At 70.4% G+C, this 20946-nt stretch carries 23 protein-coding genes and 1 tRNA gene; 1 reads left to right on the forward strand and 23 read right to left on the reverse strand.

Translation table 11 applies throughout. From position 1 onward, the window contains the following. Positions 1–136: 136 nt before the first annotated feature. Both HNQ61_RS21580 and HNQ61_RS21585 read right to left on the reverse strand, forming a co-directional pair. On the reverse strand, positions 137–619 hold the full coding sequence (locus HNQ61_RS21580; protein ID WP_170035523.1) for a DinB family protein: 483 nt from the start codon (positions 617–619) through the stop codon (positions 137–139). A 91-nt stretch (positions 620–710) separates the two neighbouring features. After that, complete coding sequence (locus HNQ61_RS21585; protein ID WP_170035522.1) at positions 711–1178, reverse strand: MarR family winged helix-turn-helix transcriptional regulator; 468 nt, start codon at positions 1176–1178, stop codon at positions 711–713. A gap of 288 nt (positions 1179–1466) precedes the next feature. Here HNQ61_RS21585 and HNQ61_RS21590 point away from each other — a divergent pair, with 288 nt between their 5' ends. Beyond that, positions 1467–2411, forward strand: a complete 945-nt coding sequence (locus tag HNQ61_RS21590; RefSeq protein ID WP_170035521.1) for a YihY/virulence factor BrkB family protein — start codon at positions 1467–1469, stop codon at positions 2409–2411. Positions 2412–2520: 109 nt separating this feature from the next. Here HNQ61_RS21590 and HNQ61_RS21595 read toward each other — a convergent pair whose 3' ends face one another. The 21 genes from HNQ61_RS21595 to HNQ61_RS21695 all read right to left on the reverse strand — a co-directional run bounded on the left by HNQ61_RS21595 (position 2521) and on the right by HNQ61_RS21695 (position 20901). After that, the gene (locus tag HNQ61_RS21595) at positions 2521–2847 is read right to left on the reverse strand and encodes a hypothetical protein (protein ID WP_170035520.1); all 327 of its coding nucleotides are present in this window, start codon (positions 2845–2847) and stop codon (positions 2521–2523) included. 46 nt (positions 2848–2893) lie between these two features. After that, a complete protein-coding gene (locus HNQ61_RS21600) occupies positions 2894–3520 on the reverse strand; it encodes a hypothetical protein (protein ID WP_170035519.1) in 627 nt (208 codons plus the stop codon). A 672-nt stretch (positions 3521–4192) separates the two neighbouring features. Then, positions 4193–4263, reverse strand: a tRNA-Gln gene (locus HNQ61_RS21605). Positions 4264–4288: 25 nt separating this feature from the next. Beyond that, positions 4289–5194: a 4-(cytidine 5'-diphospho)-2-C-methyl-D-erythritol kinase gene (gene ispE, locus HNQ61_RS21610; protein WP_170035518.1), complete on the reverse strand. Its 906-nt coding sequence runs from the start codon at positions 5192–5194 to the stop codon at positions 4289–4291. After that, positions 5187–6248: a lysylphosphatidylglycerol synthase transmembrane domain-containing protein gene (locus tag HNQ61_RS21615; RefSeq protein ID WP_170035517.1), complete on the reverse strand. Its 1062-nt coding sequence runs from the start codon at positions 6246–6248 to the stop codon at positions 5187–5189. The genes ispE and HNQ61_RS21615 overlap by 8 nt, the downstream gene beginning before the upstream one ends. Positions 6249–6261: 13 nt before the next feature. Continuing rightward, positions 6262–7698, reverse strand: coding sequence for an Hpt domain-containing protein (locus HNQ61_RS21620; protein ID WP_170035515.1), 1437 nt, complete (start codon positions 7696–7698; stop codon positions 6262–6264). Positions 7699–7715: 17 nt separating this feature from the next. Continuing rightward, positions 7716–8441, reverse strand: coding sequence for a pyridoxine 5'-phosphate synthase (locus tag HNQ61_RS21625; protein WP_170035513.1), 726 nt, complete (start codon positions 8439–8441; stop codon positions 7716–7718). Further along, on the reverse strand, positions 8438–9325 hold the full coding sequence (locus HNQ61_RS21630; RefSeq protein ID WP_170035511.1) for a Rossmann-like and DUF2520 domain-containing protein: 888 nt from the start codon (positions 9323–9325) through the stop codon (positions 8438–8440). The genes HNQ61_RS21625 and HNQ61_RS21630 overlap by 4 nt, the downstream gene beginning before the upstream one ends. A 6-nt stretch (positions 9326–9331) precedes the next feature. Then, complete coding sequence (gene hflX / locus HNQ61_RS21635) at positions 9332–10615, reverse strand: GTPase HflX (RefSeq protein WP_205761650.1); 1284 nt, start codon at positions 10613–10615, stop codon at positions 9332–9334. A gap of 45 nt (positions 10616–10660) precedes the next feature. Next, a complete protein-coding gene (locus HNQ61_RS29900) occupies positions 10661–10843 on the reverse strand; it encodes a type II toxin-antitoxin system HicB family antitoxin (protein ID WP_170035995.1) in 183 nt (60 codons plus the stop codon). Further along, a complete protein-coding gene (locus tag HNQ61_RS21645) occupies positions 10839–11042 on the reverse strand; it encodes a type II toxin-antitoxin system HicB family antitoxin (RefSeq protein WP_170035509.1) in 204 nt (67 codons plus the stop codon). Before HNQ61_RS21645 ends, HNQ61_RS29900 begins: the two co-directional genes overlap by 5 nt. A 33-nt stretch (positions 11043–11075) precedes the next feature. Continuing rightward, positions 11076–12848: a TonB-dependent receptor domain-containing protein gene (locus HNQ61_RS21650; protein WP_170035507.1), complete on the reverse strand. Its 1773-nt coding sequence runs from the start codon at positions 12846–12848 to the stop codon at positions 11076–11078. Positions 12849–12997: 149 nt separating this feature from the next. Beyond that, a complete protein-coding gene (locus tag HNQ61_RS29700; RefSeq protein WP_170035505.1) occupies positions 12998–13483 on the reverse strand; it encodes a PIN domain-containing protein in 486 nt (161 codons plus the stop codon). After that, on the reverse strand, positions 13453–13725 hold the full coding sequence (locus HNQ61_RS21660) for a UPF0175 family protein (RefSeq protein ID WP_170035503.1): 273 nt from the start codon (positions 13723–13725) through the stop codon (positions 13453–13455). The genes HNQ61_RS29700 and HNQ61_RS21660 overlap by 31 nt, the downstream gene beginning before the upstream one ends. Next, complete coding sequence (locus tag HNQ61_RS29905; protein ID WP_170035501.1) at positions 13722–13898, reverse strand: UPF0175 family protein; 177 nt, start codon at positions 13896–13898, stop codon at positions 13722–13724. Before HNQ61_RS29905 ends, HNQ61_RS21660 begins: the two co-directional genes overlap by 4 nt. A 68-nt stretch (positions 13899–13966) precedes the next feature. After that, positions 13967–15919: an ABC-F family ATP-binding cassette domain-containing protein gene (locus HNQ61_RS21670; RefSeq protein ID WP_170035499.1), complete on the reverse strand. Its 1953-nt coding sequence runs from the start codon at positions 15917–15919 to the stop codon at positions 13967–13969. Continuing rightward, complete coding sequence (locus tag HNQ61_RS21675; protein ID WP_170035497.1) at positions 15916–16428, reverse strand: LEA/WHy family protein; 513 nt, start codon at positions 16426–16428, stop codon at positions 15916–15918. Before HNQ61_RS21675 ends, HNQ61_RS21670 begins: the two co-directional genes overlap by 4 nt. 444 nt (positions 16429–16872) lie before the next feature. Then, a complete protein-coding gene (locus HNQ61_RS21680) occupies positions 16873–17592 on the reverse strand; it encodes an ABC transporter ATP-binding protein (RefSeq protein ID WP_170035495.1) in 720 nt (239 codons plus the stop codon). Beyond that, the gene (locus HNQ61_RS21685) at positions 17589–18827 is read right to left on the reverse strand and encodes a hypothetical protein (protein WP_170035493.1); all 1239 of its coding nucleotides are present in this window, start codon (positions 18825–18827) and stop codon (positions 17589–17591) included. The genes HNQ61_RS21680 and HNQ61_RS21685 overlap by 4 nt, the downstream gene beginning before the upstream one ends. 8 nt (positions 18828–18835) lie before the next feature. Next, entirely contained in the window at positions 18836–20173 is a 1338-nt protein-coding gene (locus HNQ61_RS21690; protein ID WP_205761641.1) for an AAA family ATPase, read from the reverse strand. Next, positions 20170–20901 (reverse strand): ZIP family metal transporter, encoded by a 732-nt coding sequence (locus tag HNQ61_RS21695; RefSeq protein WP_170035492.1) that lies wholly within the window; start codon positions 20899–20901, stop codon positions 20170–20172. The genes HNQ61_RS21690 and HNQ61_RS21695 overlap by 4 nt, the downstream gene beginning before the upstream one ends. Positions 20902–20946: the final 45 nt, after the last annotated feature.

Genomic DNA, 20946 nt, shown 5'->3' on the forward strand with positions numbered 1-20946 from the left:
TCACGCCGATGGAGTTGCGTCCGCCTCCGGGCGTCTTTGTCGGTCCCCAGCGGGAAACGCGATCACGATGACGCCGACGGCGTAAAAGGCGAAGGCCCGCAGGCGGTTGTCCGCTGGCCCTCACCCGGAAGCTCGCTCAGGAGCGATCGTAGAACGCGGGCGGCTCGATCCCCAGCGCGCGCAGGTACACGAAGCCCTGCCCGCGGTGGTGGATCTCGTTGTCGATCACGTACAGGATGGTCTGAAACGCCGGGCCCGCGTACTGCCCGAACGCCATCACGTTTTCCTGCCACTTCTGGGCCGGAACCTGGGCCCAGAGCGTGTTGATCTCCTCCGTCGCCTCGTCCCACAGCGCCAGCAGTTCGGACTTGGTAGGCGGCACGTCGCGCGTCCCCATGGTCCAGTCACCGTTCACCAGGCCGCGCAGACACGGCACGGCCATGCTGATGACTTCCATCGCCATCTCGCCGAACGGCCGCATTCCGCCGAGCGAAAAGTTGCGCAGCTGTACATCGGAGAACGCCTCGATGGCGCGCCGCGTGACCCGGCGGTGCCCCTGCCAGTGCTCCAGCAGCTGTTCGGGGGTGATAACGCTCGCGGTCGTGTCCTGAATCGGCATTCGGTACCTCGATGGATGAGGAAAGAGACTGTAGAAGACCATGGGGTCGCGTCCGGCGCGAGTGGGGTCCGGCGGTACCCGGACCGGAGCGTCACGACCCGGATTCCGCCAGCGGCGAGTCCGGTTCCAGCGATTCGCGGATGCGGCCCATCGTGCGCACGGTGGCGCGAAGCGCCTCCAGCGGCAGAGCCTCCGCCAGACGGTTGGCCCACGCGGCCTGCCCGGCGGCGAGCCGTTCCATGGCCGCCAGCCCCAGGTGGGTGATGCGCATCAGGCGGGCGCGGCGGTGGCGCGGGTTCTCCACGAACTCCACAAAGCCCTCCGCCTCCAGCAGCGCCGCCGTTTCGCGCACGCTCTGCCGCGTGAGCCCCATCGCCCGCGCCACGTCGGCGACCGGGATGGGGCCGTGCTCCACCACGCCCAGAACCTGCCACCGCGCGGTGCTCAGCCCCGCCGGCGCCGACAGCTGGTCGCCCGCGTCCTGCAGCAGCCGGTTGACGCGGAATACCTCCAGCACCAGCGCGGTGAACGCCGCTCCGTTCTCGGTGTGCTCGCTCATCCCCGCATTCTAGGCAAATGACAGGCACCTGTCAACAAACCAACGTTCGCCTGTCATCCATCCCTCCCATCCAGCGGCCCGGACGCCGAGCGAGAGCCCGCGGACGGCCATCCATCGAGTGCTCCCCATGTCCGGAAAGGCGGGATTCGCCCCGTCGGACGACCCCGCTGGACGACGGGACCGCCGCGCCGCATCCCAATCCGCCATCCCCGGTGCTGGCCCGCGGATGGAACCCCGCTTGCGTTGCCCGGCATGCCCAGGCACCACCCCACCGCATCGCGAAACGGGATGAAAACCAAGGGAACGCTGGACCTGCTCAAGACCACCTTTCAGGAGTTCATGAAGGACGAGTGCCCGCGCATGGCGGCGGCGCTCTCGTACTACACCGTGTTCTCGCTGCCCCCGCTGATGATTCTGCTGCTGCTGATCGCAGGCACGGTGTTCGATCCGCAGCAGGTGCAGGCCGCCATCCACGAGCAGATCGGGATGCTGATGGGCTCCGCGGGCGCGGACGAAATCGCCGCCATCATCAACCAGGCGGAACGGCCAGGCGGGCGCGGGATCAAGGCGGTGCTGGGCGTGGGCGCCATTCTGTTCGGCGCGACGGGTGCCTTCATTCAGCTGCAGAGCGCGCTGAACGCCGCGTGGGAGGTGGAGCCGGACCCCAACCAGGGCGGAATCAGAAACTTCATCTTCAAGCGCCTGCTCTCGCTCGGAATGATTCTGGGGATCGCCTTTCTGCTCCTTGTCTCGCTGGGAATCAGCGCGGCGCTGTCGGCAATGGGTGGGGCGCTGGGCGGATTCTTTCCCGGCGTTCCAGAGCCGGTGCTCTACGCCGTGAACCTGGCGATCTCCTTCGTGGTGATCACGGCGCTGTTCGCCGCCATGTTCAAGGTGCTCCCCGACGCGCGCATCGCGTGGCGGGATGTGTGGGTGGGCGCGGTGGTGACGTCGCTGCTCTTCCTGGTAGGCAAGTTCGTGCTGGGCTTCTACCTGGGCCGCAGCAACCCGGGCGAGGCGTTCGGCGCGGCGGGCTCGCTGGCGCTGGTACTGGTGTGGATCTACTACTCCGCCATGATCCTGCTCGTCGGCGCGGAGTTCACGCAGACGTGGGCCGTCACCCGCGGTGGCGGCATCCGGCCGGAGAGCGGTGCGCGCTTCAAGGCGACGGAGCCCGTGGACCCGCGCGACACGCCGTCCGGCAAGGCCAGGGAGCAGGCGAAGCACCCCTGACCGCCCATCCGCTTCCCGCCAGCGGCCGGTCAACTCCGCCGGGACGGCAAGAACGCAGAGACCCCTGATCCGCCCGGATCAGGGGTCATGTCGATGGCGGATGGCGCGGTCAGCGCCCCGGCAGCAGCGTGGGGAGAAGAAGCTGGATCCACACCAGCGCCGGGATCATCAGAATCAGCCACGTGGGGGGAACGCGGTTGTTGCGCACGCCGTGGTACGCCGCCCACCCGATCAATCCCCATCCCGCCAGCAGCAAGACTTTTCGCGCGGTGCCCACCGGCGAGCCCGTCCCCCCGATTCCCGCCGTAAGCGCCACCCAGAACACCGCGTGCGCGCTGTTGGCGATCCCCACGATGGAGGCCACGCCCAGCACCAGAAGGATCCGCCGGAACGCCTGCCCGCCGGCCGTGTCGGGAATCTGCCGTGTGTGCATCATGAAAGTTCTCCGGTCATGAAAAGCGCGGCCCATCGGACCGCACGGCCTACGCGGTCGGCGCAAAGACGGCCGCGCTGCACGCCAGCGCCGCGCCGGCCAGCGCCCACCCGCTGATGGTGGTGGCCGACGACATCGCGGCGCGCGCGTCTTCGCGGCGCTGAATGGCCATGTCCAGCCGCAGCTGGTAGATGGCGAACATCTCGGCGGTTACGCTCTCCGGGTTGGCGGCCATCGCGTCCATGATGCGTTGCGCGGAAGTCACGTCCCGCTCCGCGTAGTACCAGGTGGAAAACAGGTCGGCGACCTGCGTAACGCTCAGTTCCGCGCCCACGATGGTGACGATGCACGCCGCCCAGAGCAGCGGCCCCGCCTGCTGCGGGGCCGGCCCGCCGCCTCCTCCACCCCCGCCGCTCCCGCCGCCTCCTCCTCCGCCCGGACAGTTTCCGTCGTAGAAGCAGTTGTAGGCGTAGTCCACGTCCACGGGCGTGCCGCAGTTGGGATAGATGCCGACACCGCCCATGCATGCCGTCGCCGTTACCGGTGCCAGCGGGCATCCCTCTTCCGGACACGAGAGGGTGCTGTAGCTCTCCGCGTCGCGGCGCGCGCTGAACATGCGGTCCATCCGCCGCGCGGCACGGTCCGTGGCGGGAATGGCGCACGCGGCCGTCTGCACCAGCTCTCCCCCCGCGCCGCCCCGGTACAGGTACGCGCGCCGCGCGCCTCCAGACCGCAGATCCGACGCAGGAAACTTTATCTCAATCTGTCTGAATTGGAAAGCCCCGTTTTGGCTCTTCCATCCCAGAAGGCAGGAATACGGCACCGCGGACCCGTTCACCTGCGTATTCCGCACCGCCGCCGGAGCCGCGTCCCCGGTGGCGGCCACGGGCCCGAGCACGGAGTTGTCCGCACAGCGCGCGCAGCTCAGAACCAGCAGAAACGCGGCCACGATCCGCCGGTGAGCCCCCACTTTTCTCGTCATCGCCTGTCCCTGTCGCATGAAGAAACCCCTATGATCTCCCAGGGCGCCGTACATCCAGAATTCCGGTGTTGAGGCGATCCGGCCCGTGGCCGAAAACAACCGGTACTGTTCCGGCAACGGCGCCAGAGGAGCTGTTCGATGCGCAATCCTAGATCGTTCACAGGATGGCGGAAAGAGCGAATACCGGTTCCGCCACAACACCGCCATCAGGTGGATAAAGTAGACACGAAACCGGAGAAAGTGGCGGATGACGGGTCCGCCTCGTGGTGTCATCCGGACGGGAAGGTGAACGACGACACGGCCCGCGCCGACGGTGCAGGACGCAAAAAAGCCCCGGCCGGGGCTTTCGCCGCGGTCCGGGGCCAGTTGCCCCTGGAGGATTCGAACCTCCACTAGAAGTTCCAAAGACTCCTGTGCTGCCATTACACCAAGGGGCACCACCACATTGGCGCTGGCAAAAAACTATCCGGACGCGGCACCGGGGTCAACCCGCGCCACCGGCTCCGCTTCCATCGTCTGCGCGGCCCACGTCTTCATCCGCAGCCCGCGGATCCGCTCGCCCGCGTCGTCGCGCTCGTCCTCCGAATCAAAGACGCCAAAGACCGAAGAACCGCTTCCCGCCATCATCGCGATCCGCGCGCCGGAACGCCGCATCGCCGCCACCGCCAGCCCCACGAACGGAATACGCTCCTCCACCACCGGCTGAAAATCGTTCTCCGCCACCGCTGCGACCGCCTCCCATGACGACAGCCCGTCTGCCGGCAGCGCGCGCGCCCGCGGCGTGTACCCCCCGCCCCGCCGCTCGGCGATGGCGCGAAAGGCTTCGGGCGTGGGCATGGCGACGCCGGGATGCGCAACCAGCACGGGACGGGCGGGAAGCGGGGAAAGGGCCATCAGCCGCTCGCCCCGGCTCCACGCCAGCGCCAGGGGCGAGCCGCAGAGAAAGAACGGAACGTCGCTCCCCAGTTCAATCGCAAGCTGCAGCAAGGCCGCGCGATCCAGCGGTTCGCCGTGCAGCGCGTTCAGCGCCCGCAGGGTCGCGGCTGCGTCCGACGAGCCGCCGCCCATGCCCGCCTGCGCCGGAATCCGCTTCACCAGTTCGATCTCCACCGCCGCGGGCGCGCCGATCCGCGCGTGAAACGCCTCCGCCGCACGCACGGCCAGGTTGCGCTCCGCTGGCCCGGTATCCACCCCGCCGTCCACCCGCAGCCGCACCCCCGTCCCGCCGCGCCGCACGGTGACGGCATCCGCGAGGGAAAGCGCGCAGAACAGCGTCTCCAGCCCGTGGTAGCCGGACGCTTCGCGCGCCAGCACGTGCAGAAACAGGTTCACCTTGGCCGGCGCATCCACCGAGACGGAATCAGACACGTCCCGCACGCCCCGCCACCGCCTCGCCGCTTTCGACCGCTTCCTCCACGCGCGTGTCGCTCCCGCGCAGGTCCCGCAGTCGCACGTTCAACCGCAGGGCGTAGAAGGCGCCCAGCCCGGTGACCGCGAACCATCCGCCCAGGTGAAATCCGATGGCGAACGACACGGCGCGCGTACGGTCCACCCCCCACAGCCCCAGCCCCCACACGCTTGCCGCCTCGAACAGCCCAAAGAACCCCGGCGCCGCGGGGATGGCCACCGCCAGCGCGATACAGGACTGCAGAAAGATCGCGCCCAGGTACCCCGGCTCGGTGATGCCGAACGCGCGAAAAGCGAGCAGGAATGAGACGGCCAGAAACGCCCACTGCCCCACCGCCCACGCCACGGAGATGGCCAGCAGCCTGGGCGACCGCAGCACGTCCAGCCCGCTGAGGAACGCGTGCAGAGCATCCAGCACCGGCCGCCGCACCCCGGCGGGGAGGATGCGTACCACCTTTTCCGCCAGCCGCACCGCGGGAGCGGGCGCAAAGGTCATCCACAGCAGCCCGGCCAGCATCACCGCCGTCACCGCGGCCACGAAGCGCACGGGGCCCTGGATGTCCACGTTGCCTACGGTCGTCAGCGCGGGAAAGCCCGGCAGCGACATGGACCCCAGCAGAAACGCGATGATGACGATGCCGTCCAGCGCGCGCTCCATCACCAGCGACGCGAAGGCGGCGGTAAGCGGAATTCCGGTCTGCCGGGCGAGCACCCACGTCCGCGCGAACTCGCCCAGCCGGGCGGGAAAGACGTTGTTGGCGCCAAAGCCGATGCACACGCCGGCGATCCGCGGCCGCCACGCCACCCCGGGCGCCACCGGCTCCAGCAGCGGCTTCCACCGCAGCGCGCGGACGTGCATCCCCAGCGCCGACAGCACGACGGCCGCGGCCAGCAGCGGCAGGTTGGCGGCGCGCACGTTGGCGAACACGTCCGCCCACTCCACGCCGCGCAGCGCCAGCCAGAGGAAAAAAACGGTCGCCGCGATGCCGGCGACCGTCTTCAGATGTCCCTTCATCCGCCGTTCCCCGTCATGAAGCGCCCGCCGCCACCTGCACCAGCCCGAACAGTTCGTCCAGTGCATCCCCCAGCGGCGTCCCCGGCGCGGCGCCGGCCAGGTCCTGGATCAGCCCACGGAGCGCCAAGGCCTCGCGGAGTGCCGCGTCCGGCGCGTAAAGAATGGTTTCGATCGGCACCACCCCGTCCTCCGCGTCCAGCGACGACGCTTCCGGCGCGACGGGCCCGGGCTCCGGAGGCGCCAGGCTGATGGAGGTCGCCGCCTCCACTTCCGGCACCGGCGCCGCGCCGGAAAGCGCGACCCGCAGCGCACGCAGCGCGTCGCGGGCCTCGTCCGGCGAAGCGGCCGCGCTCAGCCGCGTAGCCGCGAGTTCCGCGGAGGCCGCCATCCCCGCGACCGAATAGGTGCTGGCCAGTTCGCGCACGGACGCGGCCAGTTCCGCCACCTCGCGCGCGGTGCGCGCAAAGCGGCGCGGGCGCGCGGGAAGGCTGGCCAGCGAAGCCTCGGCGCGGTCCAGAAATCCGGTTCCTTCAATGCGGAGGAACTGCTCCACCTCCGGCGTCACCGTCCCGTCCTCCGCCGGCATCGGCGCCAGCGGCGACGACACCAGGTTCCGCGTCCCGCCGTCCAGAAACAGGCGGCTGACCGGGATGACCTCGGAGGCGCCCTCGGCCCCCGCGGCCTGGTCCGCCTGGTCGCGCAGTTCGCGGAACGCCACCAGCTGCGCCGATTCCCCCGGTGCGGAGCCGGTGGCCAGCACGGCGCCCGCGTCGCGCAGCGCCTCGCGCGCGGCGGAAAGCAGCGACAGTTCCACCGGCAGCACCGGCGACGCACGGCCCAGGATCTCGTGGGCGGCGTCCTCGATCCCTTCCAGCACCTCCAGCACGGGAGCGAGCACGTCCATTCCCGCCACCCCACGCACCGGCCGCATCCGCCGCAGCACGATCCGCAGCGGCTCGCGCACGGCGGGCTGCGCCGTCAGTTCGGCGAGGACCCGGTCCATCTCCGCCACCACCCCCGCCAGTTCCCGCTGCACGAACGGGAACAGCTCGTCCGCCCCGCCCGGCGAATCGTTGCGGCGGCGGCCGCCGCGCACGTCGCTCCACCGGTCCGCGGCGGCACGGGCGCGCAGGTCGTCGTCCGCGCTCCACCCCGCCCCGTGCCGCTCCACGAACGAACGCAGGTCCGCCGCCGTCGCCCGCGCACGGTCGCGCACCTCGGGGCTCCAGGCGAGAACGCCATCCCGCAGCGCCCGGGTCGCATCCTCCAGCCGCTCCGCCACCTCGGCAATGGCGTCTGCGCCCGCGAGCTGCGCGCTTCCGCGCACCCCCCGCGCCAGGCGAAAGAAGCGCATGAGATCGGGCCGCTGCTCGCCCGCGAGCAGACCGTCCATCTGGTCCAGAAACTCGGCGGCTTCCAGCCCGAAGTACTCGCGGAGGGGTTGCGACATGGATGGGTGTGCGGAGGTCAGCGGCGGGCGTGGCGGAGAATGCGGGCCATGTCGGCCACGGCGCGCTCCAGGCCGGTGAAAACGGCGCGGCTCACGATGGAGTGGCCGATGTTCAGTTCTTCGATCTCGGGAACCGCGGCCAGCGGCGCGACGTTCTCGTACGTAAGCCCGTGCCCCGCGTGCACGCCCAGCCCCAGCGCGCGTCCCAGCGCGGCGGCGCGCGCCAGCCGGGCAAGCTGCTCGCGCCGCTCTTCGCCGCGCGTGTTGGCGTACTCGCCGGTGTGCAGTTCGATGGCGTCGGCGCCCAGGTCGCGCGACGCACGCACCGCCTCCGGGTCCGGGTCGATGAACAGCGACGTGCGAATGCCCGCGTCGCGAAGCCGGCGCACGGCCGCGCTCAGCCACGTGCGCGTATCGTCGCCCTTGAGCGTAAGACCGCCCTCGGTCGTCACTTCTTCGCGCCGCTCGGGGACCAGCGTGGCCTGGTGCGGCCTCCACTTTTCCGCCAGCGCGAGCACGTCCGAAGCGGCGGCGAGTTCCAGGTTCACCACCGTCCGCGCGGTCTGCATCAGCAGGTGAACGTCGCGGTCCTGAATGTGGCGGCGATCCTCGCGCAGGTGCACGGTGATGCCGTCCGCGCCGCCCAGTTCCGCCAGCACGGCCGCGCGAACCGGGTCCGGCTCGTCGGTGCCGCGCGCCTGCCGCACCGTGGCGACATGGTCGATGTTGACGTAAAGCCTCACTCCGCCTCCCCCAGCAGATCCGCGAGCCGTGCCGCCGCCGCGGAATCCAGCCCCGTCTGGCGAGCCAGGTGCAGGGCCTCGCGGCCGAGCGAGCAATATAACGGGCGCTCCGCCTCCGACAACCGTTCCAGGTGCAGTGCCACCGTTTCCACGTCGCCGCGCGCAACGGGCCCGGTCAGCGCGGCAACGGGGCCGGAACGCGCCACGTTCTCCACCGCGCCGCGCGCGAGCCCCGCCAGCGCGGTGCGGGCCTCATCCCCCGCCACCCCCGCGGCATCCATCAGCCGCTCGGCCACCGCGAGCAACGCGACCGCGTAGTTGCTGGCGAACACGGCCGCTGCGTGGTACACCGGCTTGCCGCCGGGGGCGATGGCCAGCATCCGCCCCTCGCACGCGTGGACGACGGCTTCCGCCAGCGTGCGCGCGGCCCCGGTCCCCTCGATCCCCCACGCCACACCGCGCAGCCGTTCCGCGCCGGACACCGGATCGGCGATGGCGGCCAGCGGGTGCGCCGACCCCACGGGATGCCCGCGTTCGGCCAGCCCGCCCAGGACGTCCGTGGACCGGCTGCCGCTGGTGTGCAGCACGGGGGTGGAAGCGAGCACCGGGAGGGCCGCGATCCGGTCCGCCACTTCGCGGATGGCGCCGTCCGGCACCGCGATCACGATCCCGTCCACCGCATCCGGCACCGCGTCCAGCGAGCGCCGGTACTCCGCGTCCGCCGGAAAGAGCGGGTGCGCGGGCGCGGCGGGCCGGCGCCCGGTGATGGTCAGCCGCTCCACCGCCGCGTTGCGGTGAAGAAGGAGGCCCAGCGACAGCCCCGTGCGCCCGGAGCCGATGATCCACAGATGCCCGATCCGGCCCAGGGCACGTTCAGGAGCCAACGCGAATCAGCCCCAGCCGTAGATCTTGACGCCGCGCCCGCGCAGCCGGCCCAGCGCCGCCGGGGAAAGCCGCGCGCGCAGATGCACTTCGGTGCCGTGGTCCGTCCGCTCCAGCACTTCGCCTTCGCGATAGATCTCCGAAACCAGCGCCCCCTGCGCGGACGAGAGCGTAAGCCGGACCTCCGGGCGGATCTTGCGCAGTTCCGCGTGCAGAAGCTCGCGCGCGGGCTGCAGCTGGCCCTCTTCCACGGCGGAAACGAAGAGCGCGGGCGTGTCGCCGTAGCTGCGGTCGCGCAGCGCCTGCACGCCCTCGGGCGACAGCCGGTCGATCTTGTTGAACACCAGCACCGTGGGGTGCTCGCCCAGTCCCAGGTCGCGCAGCACGTCTTCCACGACCTCCTTCTGTTCCTCCCACTGCGGATGCGAGGAGTCGATCACGTGCAGCAGCACGTCGGCCTCGCCCGCCTCTTCCAGCGTGGCGCGGAACGATGCGACCAGGTGGTGGGGGAGCTTGCGGATGAAGCCCACCGTGTCGGTCAGCAGCACCTCGGCGCCTTCTTCACCCACCTCGATGGTGCGCGTGGTGGGATCCAGCGTGGCGAACAGCCGGTCCTCCACGAACACCTCGGTTCCCGACAGCGCGCGCAGGATGGACGACTTGCCGGCGTTGGTATAGCCGACGAGCGCGGCCCGCATCTGCCCCGTACGTCCCTTGCGCTGCGTGGCCCGCGTGCGCGCCACCCGCTCCAGGTCTTCCTTGAGCTTGGCGATGCGGTGGTCGATGAGCCGGCGGTCCGTTTCCAGCTGCGTTTCGCCGGGGCCGCGCATGCCCACGCCGCCGCGCACGCGGGAAAGGTGCGCCCACATGCGGGTCAGGCGCGGCCGCAGGTACTGAAGCTGCGCGAGTTCCACCTGTGCGCGCGCTTCGCTGGTGCGGGCGCGCGTGGCGAAGATGTCCAGGATCAGCTCGGCGCGGTCCATGATGCGCGTGCCGATCAGCTGCTCCAGGTTGCGCCCCTGCCGCGGCGACAACTCGTCGTCCATGATGATGAGCGTGGCGCCCTGCTCATCCACCTGCTGCTTCAGCTCCTCGGCCTTTCCCTCGCCGATGTACAGGCGGGGGTGCGGCGAATCCAGGCGCTGGACAAAGGTGTCCAGCACGTCTACGCCGGCGGTGTCGGCCAGACGGCCGAGCTCCTCCAGGTGCTCTTCGGTGACTGCGGCCGCCTGCGACTTGGCGGGGGCGCCCACCAGGATCGCCTTTTCCCGCGGCGCGGCCAGTTCGATCAAGTCTCGCGTGACGATGGCTCTTGCTCCAGCAATGAGGTCTGCCGATCAGGCGTATATCCGTCTGCGGCCCTTCGGCTCAGGAACAGCTCGTCCCAGTTCGCGCGCGCGCTCTACCCAGAGAGCGGCCGCGTCTTTGGAATTCGCGAGTGCATCTTCCTGGGACTCGCCATGGGCTGTGCAACCCGGGAGTTCAGGAACATCCGCGACAAAGACGCTGTCTTCGTCAATGGATGGTGACGTGCAGCGGGTTCAGCACCCCGCTCCGGCCGCGTTCGATCCTGCCGGCGCGGATGTGCAGGGCGAGTGCCCGCGCGTTCGCGATCGCGTCGTCTGGATCTCGGTCATACACCAGAACGCCAGGAATCGAGTGGATCTCCGCGATCCAGCGGCCGTTCACCTCACGGTCCAGTTCGATGTTGAAATCCATCGTCCATCCTGGGATCACCAGAAACGAAGCCGGCTACCGGCCGCTGGACCACTCCAGACCCACGAACAGGGCGCGCCCTGGCGCGGACAGGCGCGTGATGTCGGCGTACTGCTCGTCCGCCGCGTTCTGCAGGTCCGCGTAGAGGCGAACGCCGCGGATGCGGTACGCGGCGCGCGCATCCAGCCGCAGATACGCATCTTCCCCGGTACGGCGGGCGTGGCGGCCGAGCACTGACAGGGTCAGCCGGTCCGCAAAGACGCGGCGAGCGCCGACCGACACGTTCTCCACGATGGGCCGCAGCGCGGACTTGGAGACGAATCCCTCCGCCGCGCCGGTGCTGAACGAGAGCCAGCTTCCGGTCGCGCTCCACACCACGTCCAGCGGACCGTCCCACGCCGCCTCGGCTTCGACGCCGCGGAAACGCGCGTCCTGCACGTTGCGGGTGCGCCAGGGCTCGTCCGGAGATGAGGCCGGCTTGGCCCAGTCGATCAGCTGGTCCGCCTGCCGCACGAAGGCCGCCGCGCCAAAGCGCAGGCCCCGGGCCACAAAGGCGTTCGCCCCCACCTCCGCGCTCCACGACTGCTCCGGCTTCAGGTCCGGGCTGCCGATGTTCGCGGGATCCTGGTAGTACCGCTCCGTCCACGTCGGCGCGCGGAACGCCCGTCCCGCCGAGGCCCGCACCCGGATGCCATGCGCCGGCCACCACGCCAGCGCGGCGGACGGCGACCATACCGAGCCGTAGCGCTCATGCCAGTCCGCGCGCGCGCCGGCCGTCGCCGCCACGCGCCCTACCTGCCCCAGCGCGGCCTCCACCAGCCCGGCCGCGTGCTGTTCCGCGCGGTCGCCCAGCCGTGCGCTCCGCAACTCGTCCGAGTACCACTCGCCTCCGCCCGCCAAGCGCACCCCGGCGGGCGCGCGCCAGCGGCCCATCAGTTCACCGCCCCAGCGCAAGTTGGTGTGCTGGTTCCGGTACCCCTCCGGCTCATTGCGGCGCAGCAGATAGTCGTCGCCGTGCCGGCGGAAGCTCACCGTCGGTTCGATGGCGAACACGACCTCCGGCGCGCGGCGCATTCCCAGGCTCGCCGTCGTGGTCCGCGTCCGCTCGAAGGACGGGAACGCGCCGTAAAAACCTTCCGCGCCGAAGTCCCGCGCGGCGTGCGCGCCGTCGGCCCGGATCGTCCACTTCCCCACGGGCGCGCTCAGGGCGGCGCGGCCGCTCCCCATCTCGTAGTCCGTCCCGGACCGGTGCCCGTCGGAGCGCGCGTACTCGCCGCCCACGTCGGCGCGCACGCGGCCCGCGGTTCCCGCCCAGGAAAGCGCGGCGGTGCGCGTATCCCACGTTCCCGCTTCCGTGCGGGCCCGCACGCCGCCACCCTCCCGCCGCGTGACGATGTGAATCACGCCGCCCACCGCGTCCGCTCCGTACAGCGCGGATGACGGACCGCGCACGATCTCGATCCGCTCGATCTGGTCCAGCGGAACGGCCAGGTTCATGTCGAAGTGGCCGGTCTGCGCGTCGCTCGCGCGCACGCCGTCCACCATCACCAGCACCTGCTCGAACGAGCCGCCGCGGATGGCGATGTCGGCCAGCGCGGGGGAGCGCGGTGTCACGTCCACGCCCATTGCCCACTCCAGCACCTCGGCCACGGTGCGCGCCGGAAGGGTGCGGATCTGCGCGGCGGTGATGACCTCCGTGCCGCGCGTGGCGGTGACGAGTTCCGCGGCCGCGCGCGAGGCGGCGGTCACCTGCACGGTATCCAGCGGAACCGCCGGCTCCTGCGCCCGCGCGGCGGCGGGAACGATCACGGCAACAGCAACCAGCGCACGAACACGCATTACGCCACACACAAACGGGAACGCCGGCGTGAGCACACCCGCCACGCCGGTTCAGGTCAGGGAGAAGGGCGGCAAGATACCGAACCGCACCACGGTCGCGCCACGCCGGACCCTCCTCCTCACTCCCACTCTCCGCAAGCGCGAAGCGTCCGCTCGTACAGACCCGCCTTCAGCCGGAAGAGAACCAGCGCAAGCATTCGGTCCAGCAAAGGACGGATCGCGGGAATCAGCCCCATGGTTTTGGCTTCCCCGAGAATTCCCAGCACACCCATGACACGGAATCCCAAATAGATGGCTAGCTTTCGCGCCCTGATCTCATCCAGCAGGATCAGGTCGGCGGCAAGCCAGATCGCCAGCGCAATCGCTTCCGCCTCCCCGGGATTCATCTCGTTCCGCAGCACCAGCAACTGAGAGTCGTCAGGTGCCTCCGTGACCCGAATCCAATGCTCCGACGTCAGAGACTGCACACCGTGAGTTTCGCCGCGAACAACCTCGTCCCATACAGAGGGAGGAACATGAACTTCGTCGAACAGTTCGCGGAGGAGGTGCAGATGGCCAACGGAAGCAAGGGCGATCAGCGGTGAAGCGTCGCAGACGACGGCCACTGCTTCCTCAACTCGCGAAGGGTTGCCAGATCTGCCTCGAACTCGTGCACATCGTAGTTGATCGGCACGCCGCGCAACGCCATGATCTGCTGGAGAGCGCACCTGTCCAGCTTGGCAAAGCGCGCAGCCTTGCCCAGCGAAACGCGATTCTGCTGGTAAAGCAGGATCGCGACCTCCACAGCCATGGCCTGCTCCGAGAGCTTGGCGGCGCTCAGCAGGTCGTCGGGAATGATGAGGCTCATCGGCTTCCCCGCGCGGCAAGGATCTCCGAGAAATGTCGGCGGGGAAGGCCCGCGATTTCAGCGGCCTTTCCCTGGGACACGCGGCCAGCTTGGAAAAGGTCGATTGCGTGTTCCAGACGCGGCTCCGCCGGGGTGGCGGTGCCCAGCCGGGCATTGGCAGCAGATACACTCATGGCAGCCTCCGTTCAGGTGACGAACGGAAGCTAATCGGTCGACCTCGAGTTGTCCATATTGTATCTTTTTACGCCACGGACACGCCAGAAAGCTCCTCGCCGACGCGCTCCCACAGGGTATAGGCATCCGCCAGTTCGCCCGTGAGCCGGTCGCGCTCGGCGGCCAGGGCCTGGGCGCGCGCGGGGTCGGTACCCGCGCCGTAAAGCGCTGGATCGGCGAGGGATGTCTCGGTTTCGCCGATGCGCGTTTCCAGCGAGGCGATCCGTTTCTCCAACTCGGCGAACTCGCGCTCGCGGCGGCGAAGCTCGTTCTTGCTGATGGCGGGCCGGTCCGTGCTTCCGCCCGCGGCGGGCGCCGAGGAGTTGCGCGGCTCCGCGGCGCGTGCGCTCGCGGCGGTGGAGGCCTGTTCCGCGCGGCGGCGGGCGCTCCACTCGATGTATTCGTCGTAGCTGCCGCTGAAATCCACGAAGCGCCCGTCCTCATACGCCCACACGCGCGTGGACATGGCGGAAAGCATGGCGCGGTCGTGGCTGATGAGGATCACCGTACCGTCGTAGTTCTCGAGCGCTTCCTCGAGCACCTCGCGGCTTTCGATGTCCAGGTGGTTGGTGGGCTCGTCCAGCAGCAGCAGGTTGGCTTTTTCCAGCGTGATGCGGGCGAGCGCTACGCGCGCCTGCTCGCCGCCGGACAAGTCGCCCACGCGCGCCTCGGCGTCCTCGCCGGAAAAGAGGAAGCGGCCCAGATGGCTGCGCAGCTCCGTGATGGTCATCCCAGGCGCCGCGGCGCCCACCTCTTCGCGGATCTTGTGATCCGGGTTCAGGTGCGTGAAGTCCTGGCGATAGTACGCCGTCCGCACCCCCGTCCCCATCGTCACGGACCCGCGCGCGCCCTGGGTCACGCCCGCCAGCACGCGCATCAGCGTGGACTTTCCGCAGCCGTTGGGGCCCACGATCACGATCCGCTCGCTACGCGCGACTTCGGCGGAAAAGGGGGCGAAGAGCACGCGCGGGCCGTAGGCGCACTGCACGCCGTCCACCTTCATCACCACGCCGCCGCTGCGGCCGCCGCTGGCGAAGCGCAGCCCCATCGCCCGATCCTCTTCCGACACGCCCGCGACGCGCTCCAGCCGGCTCAGGAGGGTGCGGCGGCTCTTGGCCTGCTTGGTCTTCTGCCCCGCCAGGTTGCGGCGGATGAAGTCTTCGGTGCGGTTGATGTACGCCTGCTGCTGCTCGAACTGCTTGCGCTGCAACTCTCTGCGCGCTTCGCGCTGGTCCAGGAAAGACTCGTATCCGCCGGTGTAGGCGTACGCCGTCTGTTCCTCCACGTGCAGGATGTGGTCACACAGCCGCTGCAGAAACACGCGGTCGTGGGAAACCACCATCACCGTTCCGGGATAGCCGCGCAGGAACTCCTCCAGCCACTCGGTGGAGCGCAGGTCCAGGTGGTTGGTGGGTTCGTCCAGCAGCAGCACGTCGGGCTGGGCCAGCAGCGTCTGCGCCAGCCGCAGCCGTCCCAGTTCGCCGCCGGAAAGCGCGCTGATCGGCTTGTCCCACGTGTCCGGCGGAAAGCCGAGGCCTTCCAGCGTGGCGTCGGCGCGGGAGCGCATCTCGTATCCGCCGCGGCGGCGGAACTCCTCCACCTGCCGGTCGTACGTCCGCATCAGCCGGGCGGCCTCGTGCGGGTCGGCCGTGGCGCCCATGGCGTCCAGGTCGCGGCCGATCTGCGCCTCCATCTCCACCAGATCGGCAAAGGGCTCCAGCGCCGCCTCGTGTACCGTCGCCGTGCTGCGTTCGCCCCGGTTCTGGCGCAGAAGGGTGAAGCGCAGACCCGGATGCCGCCAGATCTCGCCCTCTGTCGTCTCCTCATCGCCGGTGATGGCCTTGAAGAGCGTCGTCTTGCCGACGCCGTTGCGGCCGACGATTCCCCAGCGTTCCCGGTCGCCGACGGCAAAGGATACGTTGCGAAAGATCCAGCGGTCCCCGTACTGCTTGCCCGCGTCCTGCAGCCGGACGATGCTCATCGGCCGCCGAGCACGTTGACCGAGCCGTTCTTGCGGAACGGAACCTGGCGGCTGGCACCCGCGGCGCGGACGCGCACGGTGCCCGTCGCCCGGTAGTCCAGGCGGCCGGAGCGCAGCACGGAGCGGAAGGCGGGCCCGAGTTCGGCGTAGCTGAAGTCCACGGGAATCGACACGGTTCGCGTCTCATTCGCGCGGATCGTCACGTCCTCGTCGTACGTGCCGTCGGCGACGGGAATCCAGTTGGCGTTGCGGCTGGAGGAGGCCGTGTCGCCCGGCGCGCGCAGGGAAAGCTGATAGCGCAGGTCCTCGGCGCGGACGCCGACCGGGTTGGGGTTGGTGACGCGCAGGTTCACCATCAGCGAGCCGCCGGTAAGCCCCAGGGTGCCGATGGACACGTTCTCCAGTTCGATCTCCGGCTGGCGGAAACCGGCGCACGCGGATGACAGGGCCAGCAGCAGCATCGCGGCAACGGCCAGCGCGCGGCGGGGTTGGTTTCGGTTGATGATCATCAGGCACTTCTCCTCAGAGTTTTGATGCAAGCGCTTTGATCGCATGTGGATCGAGCGCGTGTCCATGCAGGTTCCGGCCCTCACCCCGCGGCCCTCACCCCGCGCGCTGCGCGCGACGACCCTCTCCCACGAACGGATGTGGGAGAGGGAGCACACCCCATTCCCGCGCAGGCGCCGGACTCCTCGCCGCCCGGACCTGCCCCGCGGGTCATCCGCGTCCGTGGACATACGGAAATTCGCGCGGCCGCGGTACTCATCGCCGGTCCGCGCGAGCGGACTTTGTGCCCTTCCAGCGGCGAATTCATTCGCTCCTGGATGCCGGACCTCGCAACCGTGGAGGATCTGATTCGCCCCTGGACGGCCGACGCGTTGATGCCGGCCGACCGCACCGATCCCGCCGCCGCAGTCCACGAAGGTGGACTTCGCGCCGTTGTTGCCGCGACTTCAGTCGCCCCAGCCCGCCCGCAGCGACGGCGCGCGCTTCCACTGCTCCCACGCCTCGCCTTCCAGCATCGTCCACCGCGCGCCCGGCTCCAGCATCAGCCCGCGGCCGCACCACTCGCCCACGAACTCCAGGTCGTGGCTGCTGATGAGGACGGCCGCGCCCTCCGCCCGCCGCGCATCCAGTTCCGCGATCAGCCGGGCGGATGATGGGCGGTCCAGCCCGTTCAGCGCCTCGTCCAGCAGAATGGCGCGCGGGCGGTGCAGCAGCGCGGCGATGATGGCCGTCTTGCGCCCCATCCCCTGCGAAAGCTCGCGGCACAGCGTACCCTCCGCCCCGGCCAGGCCGAGCAGTTCCAGCAGCCGCGCCGTCTCCGCCGCGGCGCCGCCCTCGTCCATAGCGCGCGCCGCGGCGACGAACTGCAGCATCTCGCCCACGGTGAGTTCGGGATACAGAAACGGCGTCTCGGGAACAAAGCCCATACACTGCGCCGCCGCGGCGAGGTCCGAAAACGGATCGTGGCCGCACAGCCGCACCCCGCCGCGATCCGGCACCCGGTCGCCCGTGATGCAGCCCAGCAGCGTGCTCTTTCCCGCGCCGTTGCCCCCCAGCAGCGCCACCGCCTCGCCCGCGCGCAGGGCAAAGGTCAGGTCGCCCAGCACGGGCCCGCGCCGGTACGCCTTGCGCAGTCCGTCGACGGAAAGCGGCGCCATGTCCGTCATCGGCCGGCGGCGGCCAGGGACGCACCCGCGGCCAGCACGGCCGCGGCGGCCGAGGCGGCGGGCCACATCCATCCCGAACTGTCAGGCACGATCATCCCCCACACGATTCCCACGGAAGCGGACAGCGGAAGCGCCATCCCGAATGCGGCCGCCCAGCGCCCGGCCAGGCGGTCGCGCGCGCGCAGGCCGGCGGCGCGGTCCATCCACCGGGCCCCCGCGCGTTCCAGCCGGCCCAGCGCGATCACGGCCACGCCCTGCATCGCCAGCACCAGCGCGCCCGCGGCGGCCACCCACCCCTGCACCTCCACGCGTTCCCCCGCGCGCAGCAGCGCCAGCACGCACACGACGGCCACGGGCCACGCGATGCGCCCCGCCCAGCGGAACCGGCGCGACACCACGGCCGCGTCGCGCGCGCGCACGGCTCCGGCGCGCGCCGGCAGCACCCGCGCCAGGCCCCGGCCGATCACCAGCCCCGCGTCCCCCGCGGCGGGCGGCGGCGCGTACGACATCTCGTTCGCCTGCGGGCCAAAGCGCGGCAGCGCGCGCGCGAAGCGGCCCGCGCCCAGCCACGCCAGCCCGCACGCGAGGGCGGTGACGATGGCGAGGGCCACGAGCGCCGCGTCTCCCGCCACCACGCGTGCGGAAAAGGCGCCCAGAATCACCGGCGGCAGCGGCGCGAACACCAGCGGTCCCGCGTTGGCCAGTTCCCGGTCGAAGCCCATCGAAGCGCCGCTCACGCCCGGACGATGGTTCGGCCGCGCGATCCGCTCCGCCGCGCCGGAGAGGGCGAACAGCGCGCACCCCCACGCGCTGATCCCGCCACCGAGCGCGGCGGCGATCGGCAGCACGCCCAGCGTTCCCGTGGCGGCGAACGGAACCATCAGCAGCGCGACGACAGCCAGCGTGAGCGCCAGCAGCCGCAGCGCGCGCAGGCCATAGGACGCGCCGGACGGTACGCCCAGGCGGCGCAGCAGCGCGTCGTCCGCGGGACGGAAAAGGATGGGATAAGCCCAGAACGCGACCGGCGACGCCGCGAGCAGCCCCAGGCCGATCGCGCCGTCGCCGTCCCGCGGATCGGCGCGCACCGAGTCCGCGCCGAACCAGAGCGCCGCCACCCCCACCGCCAGCGGCAGCAGCATGGCGATCAGCGCGCCCGGCCGCGGATGCCGCACCGAATCCGACAGCCGCCGCACCTCCAGCCGCAGCAGCAGCGCGAGCGGGCTCCCCTTTCGCACGTGGCCGCTCACCCCGGATCGCCGCGTTCGCGGATGCGGGCGGCGAGCTTGGCTTCAAAGCCGCGGTCCGTGGGCTGGTAGAAGCGCTCGTCCGCGATCTCGTCCGGCAGCGTCTGCATGGGCGTATATCCGCCGGGGAAGTCATGGGCGTACTTGTATCCTTCCCCGAAGCCCCACTCCTTCATCAGCGACGTCGTGGGATTGCGCAGATGCAGCGGGATGGGTGCGTCCGGATGCTCCTTTGCCGCCCGCGACGCCGCACCGCCCGCCATGTACGCCCGGTTGCTCTTGGGCGCGTTGGCCACGTACAGAATCGCATTGTACAGCGGAAGCATTCCCTCCGGATGCCCCAGCCGCTCGTACGCCAGCATGGCGTTCACGCACACGATTCCCGCCTGCGGATCGGCAAGTCCCACGTCCTCGTACGCGGCGGCGATCAGGCGGCGGAACACCGTCTTGGGGTCCTCGCCGGACTGAATCATCCGCATGGCCCAGTACAGCGCGCCGGAGCCCGTGCTGGCCCGCAGCGACTTGTGGAACGCGGACAGCATCTCGTACATCAGCGAGGTGTCGTACCGCGCCGTGGGCCGCTGCAGCGCCTCGCGAACCTCCTCCGGCGTAATCCGCCCCCCGTATCCCGCCAGCCGCGCGGCAATCTCCAACCCCGTGAGCGCCTGCCGCGCGTCGCCGCCGGTGTGGCGCACCAGCACGTCTTCCGCCTCGTCGTCGATCGTCAGCCCGGTGCCGCCCAGCCCACGCTCCTCGTCGGCCAGCGCCCGGCGGACGACGGAACGCACGTCATCCTCCGAAAGCGGCTCCAGCACCAGCACGCGCGAGCGCGACAGCACGGCGGGGTTGATCTCGAACGCCGGATGCTCCGTGGTCGCCCCGACGAGCGTCATCAGCCCCGACTCGATGCCGGGAAGAAGAAAGTCCTGCTGGCCTTTGTTCAGCCGATGGATTTCGTCCACGAACAGCAGCGTGCGGCGGCCGGCGCGGCGGCGCGACTCCGCCTCCTTCACCACCTCGCGCAGCCGCGGAACGCCCTCGCTCACGGCGTTGAACGGGACGAACGAGTATCCGCTGTCCCCGGCGATCACGCGGGCCAGCGTCGTTTTTCCCGTCCCCGGCGGGCCGTGCAGAATCAGATTGGGCAGATGGCCGGTCGCCAGCAGCTTGCGCAGCGTGCCCTCCGGACCGGCCAGCTTGGGCTGTCCCACGATCTCGTCCAGCGAGCGCGGACGCATCCGCTCCGCCAGCGGCGCGGACGGGGCCGCGGGGGGCGGCGGATCGTCGCGGTGGTGAACGCCGGGATCGGCGTCGCCAAACAGGGACAGGTCGCTCACGGTTGCACGTACCGCCGAAGCAGCAGATAGGTGGCGTAGAACAGGCCCGCGCCCGCGAAGAGCGCGATGGCGCTGGGCAGATCGCGCTTCTTCTGCACCTCGGGCACCAGGTTGCTGGCGCCCACGTACAGCGTCACCCCCGCGCTCAGCGCAAGCCCGGTGCTGGCCAGCAGGCGCACGTGCTGGGTGAGGATCACCCCCGCCATCGTCGACACGCCCAGCAGCAGCACCGCGCCGATCGCCCGCCGGCGCGAGTTGCCGCTGGCGAGCATGATGGACGCAACGGTGACGCCTTCCGGCATCTTGTGCAGCAGGATGGCGACAAAGACGAGCAGCCCCAGCCACTCGCCCACCTGAAAGCCGCTGGCGATGGCCACGCCGTCAAAGAAGGTGTGCAGCAGCAGGCCCAGCAGCGCGGCCGTGCCAACCGAGCGGTCCACCATGGCGTGGGAGTGCGTTTCCTCGCCGAAATGGAAGTGCGGCGTAAGCACGTGCTGCGTCAGGTGGACGAGCAGGTAGCCCACCAGCACCGCCAGCACGCCGCGCTCGCCGGATTCCACGGCGTGTGGAACCATCCCCACCAGCGCGGTGGCGATCATGAAGCCGGAGCCGAACGCAATCATCAGGCGCTGCGTGGCCCGGCCCGTAGCCGACGGCGCCGTGATGACCAAGCCGCCCAGAAGGTTCGCTCCGGCCGCGGCCAGGGCGTAGAGTAGCGCGGTGTGCAACGTGAAAGTGTCCGCGTCCGGAGAAGTGCGAGCGAGCGCGGCAAA

The sequence above is a fragment of the Longimicrobium terrae genome (genome assembly GCF_014202995.1).
Taxonomy (GTDB): Bacteria; Gemmatimonadota; Gemmatimonadetes; order Longimicrobiales; family Longimicrobiaceae; genus Longimicrobium; species Longimicrobium terrae.